This is a genomic window from Aeromonas sp. R10-2, assembly GCF_040908445.1.
Classification (GTDB): domain Bacteria; phylum Pseudomonadota; class Gammaproteobacteria; order Enterobacterales; family Aeromonadaceae; genus Aeromonas; species Aeromonas veronii.
On the sequence record NZ_JBFODS010000090.1, the window covers coordinates 1 to 16,796 of the forward strand.

A 16,796-nucleotide genomic window follows, 5' to 3' on the forward strand; every position below is an offset into this window, starting at 1 on the left:
CCCCCGGTGTCAGAATAGTTGTCGCCTAATCTGAATAATCTAAATGTGAAGACCGGGGGCGGATAAAGAGTGTCGAATGGCTCGTTATTCAAGTGAGCGCAAGGCTGCTTTGCTCAAGAAGCTGCTGCCGCCCATCAATATGTCGGTGGCCGAGTTGGCTCGGCAGGAAAACATCAGCGAGGTCACTCTGTATAATTGGCGCAAACACGCCAAAGACGGAGGGTCTCCTGTGCCCGGGGACAACAAACTGACCGATGAATGGCCCGCCGAGGCCAAGTTCGCCGTCGTGCTGGAAACCGCTGCGCTTTCCGAGATTGAACTCAGTGAGTACTGCCGCCGTAAGGGTCTCTATCCCGAGCAAGTCCAGCAATGGCGCCAAGCCTGTATTCTGGGCCAGCAATCCGCTCGTACCTTACAACAGGCGGAGAAGGCACAGGCCAAAGCGGACAAGAAGCGTATCCGGCAACTGGAGCAAGAGCTGCGGCGCAAAGACAAGGCCCTGGCCGAGGCAGCAGCTCTGCTGATATTGCAAAAAAAGCTCGATGCCTACTGGAGCAACGTCGACGAGGACAACTGACCTCGTTGCCAGAGCGGCAGCAATACGTTGCATGGTGGCGCGAAGCGCTTGAAGCTGGCGCCCGCAAGCATCCTGCGGCCGAGGTGTTGGGGCTGAGTCTGCGCACGCTCCAGCGCTGGTTGGCCGGGCCTGAGCTGAGTGCCGATAGGCGACCGGATGCGGTTCGTTCCATACCTGCTCATGCATTGAGCCCAGAGGAGCGGCAGGCCGTGCTGGACGTCTGCAATAGCCAGGAGTTCGCCTCGTTGCCGCCGAGTCAAATTGTGCCACGGCTGGCCGACCAGGGGCGCTACTTGGCCAGTGAGTCGAGCTTCTATCGCATCTTGCGGGCGGCTGACCAGCAGCACAGGCGTGGCCGGAGCCAGCCACCGCGCCATGTGCCGGTACCAACCAGCCATACCGCGACTGGGCCCAATCAAGTGTGGTCCTGGGATATCACCTACTTGCCGTCACTCGTGCGCGGCCAGTATTACTACCTCTATCTGATAGAGGACATCTACAGCCGCAAAGGGGTGGGCTGGGAAGTGCATGAGCAAGAGTGCGGTGAACGGGCGGCGGCGTTGCTGCAACGGAGCATCATCCGCGAGCAGTGCTGGAAGCAGCCGCTGGTCTTGCACTCGGACAACGGCGCGCCAATGAAGTCAGTCACGCTGCTGACCAAGATGCATGACCTGGGTGTCACGCCCTCGCGGGGACGGCCTCGGGTCAGCAACGATAATCCGTACTCGGAGTCATTGTTCAGGACGCTGAAGTACTGTCCGCAGTGGCCATCAGACGGCTTTGCCAGTCTGGAAGCGGCCAGGGAGTGGGTGCGCGACTTTATGGCCTGGTATAACGAAGAGCACCGGCATAGCCGTATCCGCTTCGTCACACCCAACGAGCGGCATCGGGGTGACGATAAAGCCCTGCTGGCGAAACGGGATGCTGTGTACCAGGCCGCCCGAGCACAACACCCAGCGAGGTGGAGTGGCAAGACGCGAGACTGGACACCTATCGGTGCCGTGATGCTAAATCCGGAGCGGCCCGAGAAACCCGAGCCGGAGCAAAAAGAGGCTGCTTAAAACAGCTTTGCGCGACAACTATCTTGAAAAACGCCGATCGCCCTGTTTGAAAAGCTGGGCTTCCAGGCGCATGCAGGGCGCTATCAGCGCACGCTCCCCTTTGTCTGACCCGAGACCAGAGCCACAACGCCCTCGCCTCTCAGGGCGTTGTGGCAAGGATCAGACATAAAAAAACCGGAACCCAAGGGTTCCGGTTTTTTTCATTCCAGCCGAGGCTGGCAAACCAGCAAATTAAGCCTGGTTTTTAACTTCTTTCAGACCGCGGAAAGGAGCTTTGGCACCCAGAGCTTCTTCGATACGGATCAGCTGGTTGTACTTGGCAACACGGTCAGAACGGCTCATGGAACCGGTCTTGATCTGGCCAGCAGCGGTACCAACAGCCAGGTCGGCGATGGTCGCGTCTTCGGTCTCACCGGAGCGGTGGGAGATGACGGCAGTGTAGCCAGCGTCTTTGGCCATCTTGATGGCAGCCAGAGTTTCGGTCAGGGAACCGATCTGGTTGAACTTGATCAGGATGGAGTTGGCGATGCCGTTGTCGATACCGCGCTTCAGGATCTTGGTGTTGGTTACGAACAGGTCGTCACCAACGATCTGGATTTTCTTGCCCAGTTCAGCAGTCTGGTAGGCGAAACCTTCCCAGTCAGATTCGTCCAGGCCATCTTCGATGGAGACGATCGGGAACTTGGTGGTCAGGTCAGCCAGGAAGTCGGAGAAACCGTTGGAGGTGAAGACACGACCTTCGCCTTTCAGGTTGTACTCTTTCTTCTCTGCGTCGTAGAACTCGGAAGCAGCGCAGTCCATAGCCAGGGTGATGTCGGTGCCCAGTTTGTAACCGGCAGCGGCAACGGCTTCAGCGATAACTTCCAGCGCTTCGGCGTTGGATTTCAGGTTCGGAGCGAAACCACCTTCGTCACCAACTGCAGTGTTGTAGCCCTTGGACTTCAGCACTTTGGCCAGGTTGTGGAACACTTCTGCGCCCATGCGAACGGCTTCTTTCAGGGTCTTGGCGCCAACCGGCTGGATCATGAACTCCTGGATGTCGACGTTGTTGTCGGCGTGCTCACCACCGTTGATGATGTTCATCATCGGCAGCGGCATGGAGTAAACACCCGGGGTGCCGTTCAGCTCGGCGATGTGGGCGTACAGCGGCATGCCTTTGGCAGCAGCGGCAGCTTTGGCGTTAGCCAGGGAAACAGCCAGGATGGCGTTGGCGCCGAACTTGGATTTGTTCTCGGTACCGTCGAGGTCGATCATGATCTGGTCGACAGTGGCCTGGTCCTTGGCATCTTTACCCAGCAGAGCTTGAGCGATCGGGCCGTTTACGGCTTCGATGGCTTTCAGCACGCCTTTACCCAGGAAACGGCTCTTGTCGCCGTCACGCAGTTCCAGCGCTTCGCGGGAACCGGTGGACGCGCCAGACGGAGCGGCTGCCATACCAACAAAACCACCTTCCAGGTGAACTTCGGCCTCAACGGTCGGGTTACCACGGGAGTCGATGATTTCACGACCGATCACTTTAACGATCTTGGACATGTGTATTTCCTCAGGTTTCGTAAAAAAACAACAAAAATATGCCAAAAAAAGCGGCTGTGGCACAGTGCCCCAACCGCATTTATTTTCAATTACTTCAAATTACGCTTCTGATACTCGCCTGCCGCCTTCACAAAACCGGCGAACAGAGCGTGGCCATCACGAGGAGTAGAGGTGAACTCCGGGTGGAACTGCGCAGCCACGAACCAGGGGTGATCCGGGATCTCGATGATTTCCACCAACTTCTTGTCGGCGGAGAGACCGGTCACTTTCAGACCTGCCGCTTCAATCTGCGGCAGCAGCTTGTTGTTTACTTCGTAACGGTGACGGTGACGCTCGTAAATGGTCGGGCTGCCGTACATCTGACGCACCTTGGAATCTTCGACCAGGTGGCAGAGCTGGGAACCCAGACGCATGGTACCGCCCAGATCAGACTTCTCGGTACGGGTCTCGACGTTACCCTCTTCATCCACCCACTCGGTGATGAGGCCGACGACCGGGTACGCGCAATCTTTCTTGAATTCGGAGGAGTGAGCCCCTTCCATGCCCGCCACGTTGCGAGCGAATTCGATCATGGCGACCTGCATGCCGAGGCAGATACCCAGGTAGGGGATCTTGTTCTCGCGGGCATACTGGGCAGCCAAAATTTTGCCTTCCACACCGCGCTCACCGAAGCCACCCGGCACCAGGATCGCGTCCAGACCTTCCAGCAGCTCGGCGCCACGGGTCTCGATGTCCTGAGAGTCGATGTACTTGATGTTGACGGAGTGACGGGTCTTGAGACCACCGTGCTTGAGCGCCTCGTTGACGGACTTGTAAGCGTCCGGCAGGGAGACGTACTTGCCGACCATACCGATGGTCACTTCACCAGTCGGGTTGGCCTCTTCGTAGATAACCTGTTCCCACTCGGACAAGTCAGCCTCTTTGCACTCCAGACCGAAACGCTCGGTGAAGTAGGAGTCCAGATTCTGGGATTTCAGCAGTGCCGGGATCTTGTAGATGGAGTCGACGTCTTTCATGGAGATGACGGCGCGCTCGGGCACGTTGCAGAACAGGGCAATCTTGGCGCGCTCGTTGGCCGGAATGGCACGGTCAGAGCGGCAGATCAGCACATCCGGCTGGATACCGATGGAGAGCAGCTCTTTGACGGAGTGCTGGGTCGGCTTGGTCTTCACTTCACCGGCAGCAGCCAGGTAAGGAACCAGCGTCAGGTGCATGAACATGGCATTGTTGCGGCCCACTTCGGCAGCCAGCTGACGAATGGCTTCGAGGAACGGCAGGGACTCGATATCACCTACGGTACCGCCCACTTCGACGATGGCAACCTGATGGCCTTCGGCACCGGCAATCACCCGCTCCTTGATGGCGTTGGTGATGTGCGGGATAACCTGAATGGTGGCGCCCAGATAGTCACCACGACGCTCTTTACGCAGTACGTCGGCGTAGATACGGCCGGTGGTAAAGTTGTTGCGACGGGTCATCTTGGTGCGGATGAAACGCTCGTAGTGACCCAAATCCAGATCGGTTTCGGCCCCGTCCTCGGTTACGAACACTTCACCATGCTGGGTCGGGCTCATGGTGCCCGGATCCACGTTGATGTACGGGTCCAGTTTCATGATGGTCACATCCAGACCACGGGCTTCCAGAATGGCTGCCAGAGAAGCTGCGGCAATGCCTTTGCCGAGGGATGAAACAACGCCACCAGTAACAAAAATATATTTGGTCGTCATGCTGAACCTGAAAGAAGTTTAGGGAATTTTAAGGGGTGCTTCGGGGATGAAGCAGGACGGGGAAACAGTATACCAAAAACCCCTCTCCCAAACAATGAGCAAAAATCTATCAGGCTCACCGCCCCCCCATCTTGCGCCAAATCAACTTTGCTCGGTTTCCTTCGCCTTATCCCAGGCGGCATCGAGCTTTTCGAGGGTGCAATCGGTCATTTTCAAGCCTTCTGCGGCGATTATCTGCTCAACCTGACGAAAACGACGTTCGAACTTGGCGTTGGCACCTCGCAGCACCTGCTCCGGATCCTTGCCCAGATGACGCACCAGATTGACGGTGGCAAACAGCAGGTCGCCGAGCTCATCGCTCACCCTAGCCTCGTCCACATCGGCCATCAGCGCCTCTTCCATCACCTCGTCGATCTCTTCGTGGATCTTGTCCACCACAGGCCCCAACGTCTTCCAGTCAAAACCGACGGTGGCGCAGCGTTTCTGAATTTTGGCGGCGCGAGTCAAGGCAGGCAGCGAGAGCGGGATATCGTCCAGCACGCTCTCTTTGTCGAGGGCCGCCCGCTCTTTGGCCTTTTCCGCCTCCCAGTTCGCTTTTACCGCCTGCTCGCTGGAGAGATCTGCATCGGAAAAAACATGGGGATGACGGCGAATGAGTTTTTCGCTCACCGTATCGACGATATCGGCAAAGTCGAACAAGCCCCGCTCTTTACCCAGCTGGGCGTAAAACACCACCTGAAACAGCAGGTCGCCCAACTCCCCTTTCAGCCCCTGCCAATCCTCGGTCTCGATGGCATCGGCCACTTCGTAGGCCTCTTCCAGGGTGTGCGGCACTATGCTCTGGAAGTCCTGTTTCAGATCCCAGGGACAGCCGTTTTGCGGGTCACGCAAACGAGCCATGATGTCGAGCAGTTGGGGCAGATCGTAACGTTGGGACATGAGATATTCGCTTTCGATTTGTTCAAAAAGGGTCATAAATACAGACCGGCCACTGGGGCCGGTCGGTTCGCTATCAAAGCCGCTTGGCGCTGATCACGTCGTTGAGCTGACTGAGCTTGGCCAACGCCCGGTTGAAGGCGTTGATGTTGTAAATCTCCAGCTCCATGTCGATCTCGGCGGTCTGCTCGCGCACATTGGAGCGGGAGCGCACCCCCATCACATTGATCTTCTCGTTGGCCAGCACGGTAGTGATATCGCGCAGCAGGCCGGAGCGATCGTTGGAGATGATTCTGATGGTGAGGCCATAGCCGCCGGAGTAGTTCTCCCCCCACACCGCATCGATCAGCCGCTCAGGGTTGCGACGTGACAGCTCCTTGAGCTGCTCGCAATCTTCCCGGTGAATGGATACGCCGCGCCCCATGGTAATAAAGCCCTGAATGGAGTCCCCCGGAATGGGCTGACAGCAGCGGGCAATATGGGTCATCAAGTTGCCAACCCCTTCCACCACTATGTGGTCTTTGGGCTTGTGGCGCATCGGCGCATTGGCCTTCTGCTCCAGCTTCTCCAGCAAGCGGCGATCTTCCTCTTCCGCCGTCGGCTTGTTGTAGCAGGTGTCGAGATAGTTGAGCACCTGGTTGATGCGGATATCGCCACTGCCGATACCAGCCAGCAGATCGTCGGTGCTCTCCAGATTGAAGCGGCGCAGCATGTTGCCCTTGTCGATCTTGGACATGCTGAGGTTGTGGCGATCCAGCTCCTTCTCGAACAGCTCGCGACCGGCCACGATATTCTTGTCCCGATCCAGTTTTCTGAACCAGGTCGCCACCTTGGCCCGCGCCCGGCTGGAGCGCAGGAAACCGGCGTTGGGGTTCATCCAGTCGCGGCTCGGGTTCGGCTCTTTCTGGGTGATCACCTCCACCTGATCGCCGGTCTGCAGCGCGTAGGTGAACGGCACGATGCGGCCGTCAATCTTGGCGCCGATGCAGCGGTGGCCGATCATGCTGTGGACGTGATAGGCAAAATCAAGCGGGGTAGCGCCAGCCGGCAGGTCGATCACATCCCCTTTCGGGGTGAAGACGTAGACCCGGTCCTCGAACACCTGACTGCGCAGGTCTTCGAGCAGGGAGCCGCTTTCGGAGAGATCTTCCTGCCAGGCGAGCAGCTTGCGCAGCCACTCGATCTTGTCTTCGAAGGTGTTGGCCTTGCCGCCAGCCTGTGCCCCTTCCTTGTAGCGCCAGTGCGCCGCGACGCCGAGCTCGGCATCCTGATGCATCTGGTCGGTACGGATCTGGATCTCGACGGTCTTGCCTTCAGGCCCCACCACTACGGTGTGGATCGACTGATAGCCGTTGGGTTTGGGGTTGGCGACATAGTCGTCAAACTCGCGAGGAATGTGGTGGAACTGGGTATGGACGATGCCGAGCGCCGCATAGCAATCCTGCAGCCGCTTGGTCACTACCCGCACTGCGCGCACGTCGAACAACTCGTTGAATTCGAGGTGCTTCTTCTGCATCTTGCGCCAGATGCTGTAGATATGTTTCGGCCGACCGTACACCTCGGCGTCAACTCCCGCCTCTTTCAACCCATTACGCAGGGATTGCACAAACTCGCGGATGTAGCGCTCGCGGTCGAGCCGCTTCTCGTCGAGCTGCTTGGCGATCTGCTTGTAGGTATCCGGGTGCAGGTAACGGAAGGCGAGATCCTCCAGCTCCCACTTGAGCTGGCCGATGCCCAGACGGTTGGCGAGCGGCGCATAGATGTTGGTGATCTCCTGGGCCATCAGCACCCGGGTCTCTTCATCTGCCGTCTTCGCTTCCCGCAGGCAGGCGATCCGCTCCGCCAGCTTGATCACCACGGCACGCACATCCTCGACCATGGCAAGCAACATGCGACGCACGTTGTCGACCTGCTCCGGCGAGGTTTCGCTGCGATGGAGGGTTTGCAGGGAGCGGATGGCTTCCATCTCCAGCACCCCTTCCACCAGCTTGGCGATCTTGGAACCGAAGTCCTCGTCCATCCGCTCCTGGCTGATGAGACCGGCTTCGACGAAGGGGTAGATGATGGCCGCTTTGAGGGTGCCGATATCCATGCTGAGCATCTGCAGGATGCCCACCATTTCGATGCCGCGTACCAGCAGCTTGCTGGTCAGCGCCTCGTCACCGAGCGTCAGACAATACTGGTAGACGGTTCGCAGCTGATCCTTTTCACTGTCACTCAAGGAGAGCGAGCTGACCCACTCTTCCAGGGTGAAGTTGTCTTTCAAATGAATATCGCGAACCGCAACCATGGTATCAATCCTTTAAATTATCGGGCCGAAAGCTGTCACTTTCTCCCCTCATGAGATTGCCTCAAATGGGGATATCCAGCGCACTTTTCAAGGCATATTGTCCAGAAAGACAATAGAGCGCGCCAACAGGCCCTGCCGAACGACGAGGGTCTAGATTACCCCAATCACATCAGCTCAAACAGACGCAGACATGCCAGATTACATATCCGCATCGCCGCACTGATGAGCAGGATTACTTCATATACACACCTGCTCAAACAGCCGCAGACATGCCGGATTGCACATCCGCATCGCCGTACCGATGAGCAGGATTACTTCATATACACACCTGCTCAAAGAGTAACGAACATGCCGGATTGCACATCCGCATCGCCGAACTGATGAGTCATTTACTCCCGTTCAAACAGCGCCATGGACTCCAGATGACCGGTGTGAGGGAACATGTCGAGCATGCCGAGGCGCACCAGACGGTAACCCCCTTTCACCAGCACCTGACTGTCCCGCGCCAGGGTGACCGGGTTACAGGAGACGTAGACCACCCGCTTGGGGGAAAGTTTCACGACGTGTCCCATCACTTCCAGCGCGCCGGGGCGAGCCGGATCCAGCAGCACCAGATCAAACCCTTCCCGCGCCCAGGACATGCCGACGATGTCATCGCTCAGGTCGGCCTTGTAGAAACGGGCATTGGTGATGCCGTTGCGACGGGCGTTCTCTTCGGCCCGCTGCACCATGGCCAGTTCACCTTCGACACCCACCACTTCGCGAGCCTGACGGGCCAGCGGCAGGGTGAAGTTGCCGATGCCGCAGAAGAGATCGAGCACCTTGTCATCCTTGCTCGCCCCGAGCCATGTCAGCGCCTGCTCAACCATGCTCTGGTTGATGGGGCCGTTGACCTGAATGAAGTCACCCGGAGCAAATGCAAGAGACAGGCCATCCAGCGAGTAGGATGGGGAAAATTGTTGCTGCAGCGCTTCGATGCGATCATCGGCCGCCTGCAGATAGAGGTCGATCCCCTGCGCTTTTGCAAACTCCACCAGCAGGGCACGATCCGCCTCATTGGGGCGGCCGGTGTGGCGCAGCAGCATCATGATCCCCTGCTCGGCCTGGATTAGCTCCGCATGGCCCAGCTCGCGCTGGCTCTTGAGGCGATTGAGGCACTCACGCAGCGGGGCAATCAGCGCAGAGAGCGGCTCGGCCAGCACAGGGCAACTGTCGATCTCCACCAGATCGTTGCTGTTGCGGCGGCGGAAACCGACCCGGGTGCAGCGACCATTCTTGTCAAATTTGATGGCCAGACGACAGACCCGGCGGTAGGCACGATCTTCACCGGTCAGTACCGGCTCCAGTGCAGGCGCCTTGATGTTGCCCAACCGCTCGAACAGGCTGACCAGTCCCGCCGCCTTGGCGGCTTGCTGATCGGCAACCGACATGTGCTGGGCACTGCAACCGCCGCACTCGCGATAGTGGCTGCAAAAGGGAGCGATACGATTGGCCGCCGGGGTCACCACCTGTTGCAAGGCGGCGTGACCATACTGTTTTTTTTCTTCGGTGATGCGTGCCTTGACGGTCTCGCCGGGCAGTGCCCCTTCGACGAAGATCGCCTTGCCCTGATGGCGACCGATACCGACGCAGTGGTGATCGAGGGTGTCTATCGTAAATTCAATGCGTTGGAGCTGGGTGGACTTCTTTTGGGGCTTGAAAAACTGGGCCATAAAACTTGGTGCCTATAGGTGGCTATGTCATGATTGTGGAATCTGCTGCCGGGTATTGTCCCACAAGAATAATAGTATGACCAAATACGGCCACAGAGCCCGTGTATTGCCATCAACCCTATCGCCAACCCTGTTCACTGGTGGCCTGTTCGTATGACCAAATATGGCCTGAGAGCACGCGTTCTCGCCTTCACCATCCTGCCGACCCTGATCATCGGTGGCCTGATGGCCGGTTACTTCACCTTCCACCGCTACCAGCAGCTGGAAAACAACCTCATTGATCAGGGGATCAACATCATCGAACCGCTGGCGATAGCCAGTGAATACGGGATGACCCAGCACAGTCGCGAATCCCTCAAGCGACTGATTGGCCTGACCCATCGCAAGAACTCCCCCTTCATCAAATCCATCGCGGTTTTCACCCAGGACAACCAGCTGTTCGTCACCTCGAACTACCACCGGGATTTCACCCGGCTCAGGCTGCCCGATGGCGAGCCCATTCCGGATCTGACCAGCGTGACGTTTCAGGGGGATGACATCATTTTGCGCACCCCAATCCAGGCTGAAACCAGTCTGGATGGCTTCCCGCTGCCCAGCGATGTGGAGCCCCCGATGATCGGCTACATCTCGATGCAGATGGCGACCGACAGGGCCATGCTGCTGCAGTACCGCGACACCTTCTTTGCGGTGATCATGGTGCTCATCGGGGTGGCCTTCAGTACCCTGTTTGGCTTCCGGCTGGTCAAGAGCGTGACCCAACCCATCACCAACATGGTGCAGGCGGTGCACAAGATCAGGGAGGGGCGGCTCGATACCCGGGTCAGCGGCCAGCTCACCGGCGAGCTGGATATGCTGAAAAACGGCATCAACGCCATGGCCAAGGCGCTCTCCGAATATCACGAAGAGATGCAGCAGAATATCGATCAGGCCACCTCTGACTTGCGCGAAACCCTGGAGCAGATCGAGATCCAGAACGTCGAACTCGACATGGCCAAGAAACGGGCGCAGGAGGCGGCGCGGGTCAAGTCGGAGTTTCTGGCCAACATGTCCCACGAATTGCGTACCCCGCTCAACGGGGTCATCGGTTTTACCCGCCAGTTGCTGAAAACCAGCCTGACCCCGAGCCAGACCGACTACATGCAGACCATCGAGAAGTCGGCGCGCAACCTGCTTGGCATCATCAACGACATCCTCGACTTCTCGAAGCTGGAAGCGGGCAAGCTGCAGCTGGAGCATATCCCGTTCAGCCTGCGCGACACCCTCAACGAGACCATGCACCTGCTCGGTCCCAGCGCCCACGACAAGCAGCTGGAGCTCTCCCTGCGGGTGGATGCCGATGTGCCGGATTACCTCACCGGCGACCCCATGCGTCTGCAACAAGTGCTGACCAACCTCACCGGCAACGCCATCAAGTTCACCGAACAGGGCAACGTGGATGTCCATATCGAGCAGACCGGCAGTGGCAACCACAAGGTGAGGCTCAACGTCCAGATCCGCGATACCGGCATCGGCATCTCCCAAGAGCAGCAACATCAGCTGTTCCAGGCCTTCAATCAGGCCGACTCCTCCATCTCTCGCCGTTATGGCGGCACGGGCCTGGGCCTCGTCATCACCCAGAAGCTGGTGCAGCAGATGGGCGGCCAGATCCGCTTCGAATCGGAACTCGGCAAGGGCTCCATCTTCTCCTTCAGTCTGGATGTGGAGGTCTCCCCACTGCCCCAGACCGATCAACTGCCGCTGGATCGGATCCGTGGCAAACGGCTCTGGCTGCTGGAACCGGATCCCTTCGCGCAAGCCTCTCTGCTCGCCCTGCTGGCGGAGTGGCACCTCGACGTGCACCCACTGACCAGCGATGCTCCCTGGCCCGAGATGAGCGAGCAGGAGATGGTGATCATCGGCAGCAGCACCCTGCATACGCCGCAGCAGGTGATCGGCCGTCTCGACAGACTGAACGGCCAGCAGCAGAACACCATAGTGCTGCTCAGCAGCCACGAGCCAGCGCTCTATGAAGCTATGCTGGCCCATGGCGCCCAGCACTGTCTCTCCAAACCGGTCAACCACCGCAAGCTGCTGCACGCCCTGCTCTCGCCGGAATCGAGCCGCCAGAAGCTGCCCGCCCAGCCTGCGCCGCGCCAGTTGCAGCCAATCAAGGTGCTGGCGGTGGACGATAACGCCGCCAACCTCAAGCTGATCGCCGCCATGCTCAAGGAGATGGTGAGTCAGGTGGTGGTGTGCAAAAACGGCAAGGAGGCGGTCAAGCAGGCCCAGAGCCAGCCGTTCGACATCATCTTCATGGATATCCAGATGCCGATCATGGATGGCATCAGCGCCACCCAGGCGATCCGCAACCAGTCCCTCAACACCACCACCCCGATCGTGGCGGTGACCGCCCACGCCATTCCCGGCGAACGGGAGCGGCTGATCCGGCAGGGGATGGACGACTATCTGGCCAAGCCCATCGACGAGAGCATGCTGGCCCAGCTCATCACCGACTTTGCCCATCGCCGCCACCAGAATAATGGTGCCCAACAGATCGACTGGGCACTGGCGGTGCGGCAAGCGGCGGGGAAAGAGCATCTCGCCAGAGAGATGCTGACCATGCTGCTGGCCAGTTTCGACGAAGTGGAACCTGTGCTGGATAGCGCGCTGGCTGGCGAAATTGAAGATAGCGAGGTGTTGGCACAGCTCCATCGCCTCAACGGCGGCTGTGCCTATTCCGGGGTACCGGGACTTCAACGGCTGCTCTCCCAGCTGGAGCAACAGCTGCGTGACGGCGTGCCGGTGAGCGAGCTGGAACCCGAGCTGCTGGAGCTGCAAGATGCGCTAGAACTGGTGCGCCAGGAGGCGCCACGCTATCTCGGCAAGGCTTGATGAGCTTGATCTGAACTGTAGCGGCCCCCGCTTTTTCTGACGCGAGGGCTGCCAGATGGTAAAGTTGCGCCGTTTACACAGGAGTCAGCATGACCAACAACGATATTCTGCGCCGTCTGCGCTACGCCCTCACCATCAGCAACGACCAGATGGTCGAGATGTTTGCCAAGGGCAACCTGACGGTCACTCACGCCCAGCTGCACAGCTGGTTGATGAAAGAGGCGGCGGAAGGTGAAGAGCAAGAGGCAGGCTATGTCGCCTGTCCCGACTCGGCCCTGAGCCAGTTCCTCGACGGTTTCATCATCGCCCGCCGCGGCGTGCGCGAAGATGCACCGGCCCAGGTGATCCCGAACCGGATCAACAACAACATGATCCTGCGCAAGCTGCGCATCGGTCTCAACTTCAAGGAAGAGGATATGCTCGGCACCCTCAAGCTCGCCGACTTCAACCTCTCCAAGTCCGAGCTCAGTGCCCTGTTCCGCTCCAAGGATCACAAGCACTATCAGGATTGCGGGGATCAGATCCTGCGCAACTTCCTGATCGGTCTCACGGCCAAATACCGCGGCTGACCAGCCGCGCGACTGACCAGACAGGGCCTTCGACATGTGCCAGCGACTCACTCCTCCCACGCTCAGCAGCCAGGCTGCAGCAGGGGGATGGCGCTGGCACTGTCTTCTTCCCCTTTTCTTTCTACCACTGGTTCTGCTGCTGAGCGCCTGTACCCCGTCCGAGTACCAGCTCTCGACCCGCTATCAGAGCGCCAACCAGAACGAGCGGATCGCCTTTCTGATCCTCCACTACACCGACGAAGATGATGCCAACTCCCTGCGCCTGCTGACCGAGCCGGAGCACAAGGTGAGCGCCCACTACCTGATCCCCCGCGACAGCCACGAGACACCGCTCACCGTCTATCAGCTGGTGCCGGATAGCCAGCGCGCCTGGCATGTCGGACGCAGCCGCTGGCACCAATATGCCGGGCTCAATGCCAGCTCCCTTGGCATCGAAATCGTCAACCTCGGCTATCCAGCAGAAGATGAGCCGCTGGCCCCCGATGCCCGCCGCTGGCAACCCTATACCCCGCAGCAGATAGCTGCCGTCGGCGCCCTCAGCCGGGAGCTGGTCGCCCGCTACCAGATTCCACCGACCCAGGTGCTGGGCCACAGCGATGTCGCCCCCGAGCGCAAGCAGGATCCCGGCCCCCACTTCCCCTGGCGTCAGCTCTATCTGATGTACGGAGTCGGTGCCTGGCCCGATGAAGATCGGGTGGCCGAGATACTGGCCAGCCCCTTGCCCGACTGGGATGCAGCCATGTGGCAACAGCAGCTGGCCCGCTATGGCTATGGCCTGCCCCGGAACGGCCAGTGGGATGAGCAGAGCCGCGCCGTCATGGGCGCCTTTCAGCTCCACTTTCGCGCCAGCAAGGTCGATAGCAAACCGGACCGCGAGTGTCAGGCCATCCTGATGGCGCTGCTCGAAAAATACTTCCCCTAATCCTCATCCATTGCCCCCGTTGCTGCGTACTGTTTGATAGCCGTTAGCTATCAAACAGTTAGGCACAAGCAATTGTCCCTGCATTTTGCAAGGCGTTATTCTGACTGCGTTCCAAAAGAGAATTTAAAACCGATTTCCAAATCTGGAGGTGAATGATGAAAAGCCCGATTGGTCTTGATACTGCTCAATCACAAGCCCTGGCAGCCGAGTTGAACAAATTGCTGGCCAGCTACCAGATCCTCTACATGAACGTACGCGGCTTCCACTGGAATATCCGTGGCAACCAGTTCTTCGAATTGCACCTGAAATTTGAAGAGATTTACAACGACCTGCTGCTGAAAGTCGATGCACTGGCCGAGCGGATCCTGACCCTGGATGGCGTGCCGATGCACAGCTTCAGCGACTACCTGAAAGTCTCTGCCATCCCGGAGCAAAAAGGGCTGCACGATGGCCGTGCCTGTGTCGAATCGCTGCTGGATAGCTTCCGCGAACTGCTGGTCGCCCAGCGCCGTATTCTGGGTCAGGCCGCCGAAGCCGGTGATGAGGGCACTGCCTCCATCCTCTCCGACTATGTGCAGCAGCAGGAAAAACTGGTCTGGATGCTGCGCGCTTATCTGGCCTGATAGTGAACCAAGCCGACTACAGCGTACGTATGCTGGCTTGAGTAAGTACCGGGCCGAAAGCTCCTGACCAGACCACGGCCCAATCCATCTGATTGTTATGTTCTGTTGCAAACCTGAGTTGTCTCTCCTTTTATCCACCCGCTTGCCGCCCTGTTTGGGCGGCTTTTTTTGTTTTTGATCTGCATCAAGGGAATCTTAATTGGCAAATTGAATGCCTATTAAGTTTTTCGCGAGAGGAATAGAATCGCCACAAAACAGACAACTGAAATGTCCAATTAGGAGAGGCATGATGTTTTGTGTGCAATGTGAACAGACAATTCGTACCCCGGCTGGCAACGGCTGTGCCTACGCACAAGGTATGTGCGGCAAGACGGCGGAAACCTCGGATCTGCAGGATGTACTGATCTACACCCTGCAGGGGCTCAGCGCCTGGGCGCTGGCCGCCCGCGAGCAGGGCATCATCGACCGCGAGATCGATGCCTTCGTGCCCAAGGCCTTCTTCGCCACCCTCACCAACGTCAACTTCGACTCGAATCGCATCGTGGCCTACGTCAATCAGGCCCTCGCCTATCGCCAGCAGCTGGCCGATCGTCTGACCGCCATGGCGGTGCAGGTGAACGATTTGCCACACTCCGCTTACTTCGAACCCGGTGCCGAGCTGCTGGAACAACTTGCCCATGCCGCGCCAGCCGCCCCTAATCGGGGCAAGAACGAGGTGAACGAAGACATCATGGGGCTGCGTCTGCTCTGTCTCTACGGCCTCAAGGGTGCCGCCGCCTATATGGAGCACGCCCGGGTGCTGGATCAGCAGAGTGACGAGGTGGCCGCCGAATTCCACCGCATCATGAGCTGGCTCAGCACAGATCCGAGTGAAATGGGCCGCCTGTTCAACTGCGCCATGGAGATCGGTCAGCTCAACTTCAAAATCATGGAGATGCTGGATCTCGGTGAAACCAGCGCCTTCGGCCATCCGGAACCGACCCGGGTACGCGTAACCCCCATCCCCGGCAAGTGCATTCTGGTCTCCGGCCACGACATGATGGATCTCAAGCTCATTCTGGAGCAGACCAAGGGGACCGGCATCCATGTCTACACCCACGGCGAGATGCTGCCCGCGCTTGCTTACCCCTTCTTCAAGCAGTACCCCCATCTGGTGGGCAACTACGGCTCCGCCTGGCAAAACCAGCAGAAGGAGTTTGCCAACTTCCCGGGCGCCGTGGTGATGACCTCCAACTGCATGATCGACCCGAATGTGGGCAACTACTCGGATCGCATCTTCACCCGCTCCATCGTCGGCTGGCCGGGCGTAACCCATCTGGAGGGAGATGATTTCTCCGCCGTGATCGCCAAGGCCCAAGCGCTGGAAGGCTTCAAGCACACCGAGCTCGAGCACTTCATCACCATCGGCTTTGCCCGCAACGCCCTGATGCAGGCTGCGCCCGCAGTGATTGAGAAGGTCAAAGCCGGGGAGATCAGCCACTTCTTCCTGGTAGGTGGCTGTGACGGCGACAAGGCCGAGCGCGCCTACTTCACCGAGTTTGCCAAGGCGGCGCCGCACGACAGCCTGCTGCTCACCCTGGGCTGCGGCAAATACAAGTTCAACAAGCTCGACTTTGGCGACATCGGCGGCATTCCGCGTCTGCTGGACGTGGGTCAATGCAACGATGCCTACTCCGCCATCCAGTTGGCGCTGGCACTCTCCGAGGCGTTCGAGTGCGGGGTCAACGATCTGCCGCTGACGCTGGTGCTCTCCTGGTTCGAGCAAAAAGCCATCGTCATTCTGCTCACCCTGCTCTCCCTCGGGGTGAAGGACATTCGTACCGGCCCGACCTCCCCCGCCTTCCTCACCCCGGCGCTGCTCAAGGTACTGGAGGAGCAGTTTGGCCTGAAAGGGACCACCACGGCCGAGGCTGACCTGGCCGAGATCCTGGCGGCCTGATCGGCACTTCATGTTGTAAGCGTTTGGCGAGCCGCC

At 58.9% G+C, this 16,796-nt stretch carries 11 protein-coding genes; 6 read left to right on the top strand and 5 right to left on the bottom strand.

Going from position 1 to position 16,796, the window contains the following annotated elements; genetic code table 11:
• Positions 1–76 precede the first annotated feature (76 nt).
• Positions 77–1,638, top strand: a protein-coding gene (locus AB5Y97_RS17725) for an IS3-like element ISAs20 family transposase (protein ID WP_088813959.1) whose coding sequence is annotated in 2 segments (ribosomal slippage) — positions 77–539 and positions 539–1,638 — 1,563 coding nt in all. Because the reading frame shifts where the segments join, the coding sequence is not laid out codon by codon here.
• Between the two features lie 231 nt (positions 1,639–1,869).
• On the opposite strand, the gene eno is transcribed toward AB5Y97_RS17725, so the two are convergent.
• From eno to rlmD, 5 genes are all read right to left on the bottom strand, one after another.
• A complete protein-coding gene (gene eno, locus AB5Y97_RS17730; protein ID WP_005335583.1) occupies positions 1,870–3,171 on the bottom strand; it encodes a phosphopyruvate hydratase in 1,302 nt (433 codons plus the stop codon).
• An 89-nt stretch (positions 3,172–3,260) separates the two neighbouring features.
• Positions 3,261–4,898: a glutamine hydrolyzing CTP synthase gene (pyrG, locus tag AB5Y97_RS17735; protein WP_005335584.1), complete on the bottom strand. Its 1,638-nt coding sequence runs from the start codon at positions 4,896–4,898 to the stop codon at positions 3,261–3,263.
• Positions 4,899–5,039: 141 nt separating this feature from the next.
• On the bottom strand, positions 5,040–5,837 hold the full coding sequence (mazG, locus tag AB5Y97_RS17740) for a nucleoside triphosphate pyrophosphohydrolase (protein ID WP_201946635.1): 798 nt from the start codon (positions 5,835–5,837) through the stop codon (positions 5,040–5,042).
• Between the two features lie 73 nt (positions 5,838–5,910).
• Positions 5,911–8,124 carry a GTP diphosphokinase gene (gene relA, locus AB5Y97_RS17745; RefSeq protein WP_005335588.1) on the bottom strand — a complete coding sequence of 738 codons (2,214 nt, stop codon included), beginning with the start codon at positions 8,122–8,124 and terminating at the stop codon, positions 5,911–5,913.
• A 389-nt stretch (positions 8,125–8,513) separates the two neighbouring features.
• Positions 8,514–9,836, bottom strand: a complete 1,323-nt coding sequence (gene rlmD / locus AB5Y97_RS17750; RefSeq protein ID WP_100645155.1) for a 23S rRNA (uracil(1939)-C(5))-methyltransferase RlmD — start codon at positions 9,834–9,836, stop codon at positions 8,514–8,516.
• 153 nt (positions 9,837–9,989) lie between these two features.
• Here rlmD and barA point away from each other — a divergent pair, with 153 nt between their 5' ends.
• From barA to hcp, 5 genes are all read left to right on the top strand, one after another.
• Positions 9,990–12,707: a two-component sensor histidine kinase BarA gene (barA, locus tag AB5Y97_RS17755; protein ID WP_368158604.1), complete on the top strand. Its 2,718-nt coding sequence runs from the start codon at positions 9,990–9,992 to the stop codon at positions 12,705–12,707.
• Between the two features lie 89 nt (positions 12,708–12,796).
• A complete protein-coding gene (locus tag AB5Y97_RS17760) occupies positions 12,797–13,276 on the top strand; it encodes a DUF1456 family protein (RefSeq protein WP_005335594.1) in 480 nt (159 codons plus the stop codon).
• 34 nt (positions 13,277–13,310) lie between these two features.
• Positions 13,311–14,198 (top strand): N-acetylmuramoyl-L-alanine amidase, encoded by an 888-nt coding sequence (locus AB5Y97_RS17765; protein WP_368158606.1) that lies wholly within the window; start codon positions 13,311–13,313, stop codon positions 14,196–14,198.
• A 155-nt stretch (positions 14,199–14,353) separates the two neighbouring features.
• Positions 14,354–14,821: a Dps family protein gene (locus AB5Y97_RS17770; protein WP_005362843.1), complete on the top strand. Its 468-nt coding sequence runs from the start codon at positions 14,354–14,356 to the stop codon at positions 14,819–14,821.
• A gap of 289 nt (positions 14,822–15,110) precedes the next feature.
• Positions 15,111–16,760 carry a hydroxylamine reductase gene (gene hcp, locus AB5Y97_RS17775; protein WP_368158628.1) on the top strand — a complete coding sequence of 550 codons (1,650 nt, stop codon included), beginning with the start codon at positions 15,111–15,113 and terminating at the stop codon, positions 16,758–16,760.
• Positions 16,761–16,796 lie beyond the last annotated feature (36 nt).

Bases quoted from the DNA above. Each gene is read 5' to 3' on its own strand.
- eno (WP_005335583.1), bottom strand. From the start codon at position 3,171: ATGTCCAAGATCGTTAAAGTGATCGGTCGTGAAATCATCGACTCCCGT.
- pyrG (WP_005335584.1), bottom strand. From the start codon at position 4,898: ATGACGACCAAATATATTTTTGTTACTGGTGGCGTTGTTTCATCCCTC.
- mazG (WP_201946635.1), bottom strand. From the start codon at position 5,837: ATGTCCCAACGTTACGATCTGCCCCAACTGCTCGACATCATGGCTCGT.
- relA (WP_005335588.1), bottom strand. From the start codon at position 8,124: ATGGTTGCGGTTCGCGATATTCATTTGAAAGACAACTTCACCCTGGAA.
- rlmD (WP_100645155.1), bottom strand. From the start codon at position 9,836: ATGGCCCAGTTTTTCAAGCCCCAAAAGAAGTCCACCCAGCTCCAACGC.
- barA (WP_368158604.1), top strand. From the start codon at position 9,990: ATGACCAAATATGGCCTGAGAGCACGCGTTCTCGCCTTCACCATCCTG.
- AB5Y97_RS17760 (WP_005335594.1), top strand. From the start codon at position 12,797: ATGACCAACAACGATATTCTGCGCCGTCTGCGCTACGCCCTCACCATC.
- AB5Y97_RS17765 (WP_368158606.1), top strand. From the start codon at position 13,311: ATGTGCCAGCGACTCACTCCTCCCACGCTCAGCAGCCAGGCTGCAGCA.
- AB5Y97_RS17770 (WP_005362843.1), top strand. From the start codon at position 14,354: ATGAAAAGCCCGATTGGTCTTGATACTGCTCAATCACAAGCCCTGGCA.
- hcp (WP_368158628.1), top strand. From the start codon at position 15,111: ATGTTTTGTGTGCAATGTGAACAGACAATTCGTACCCCGGCTGGCAAC.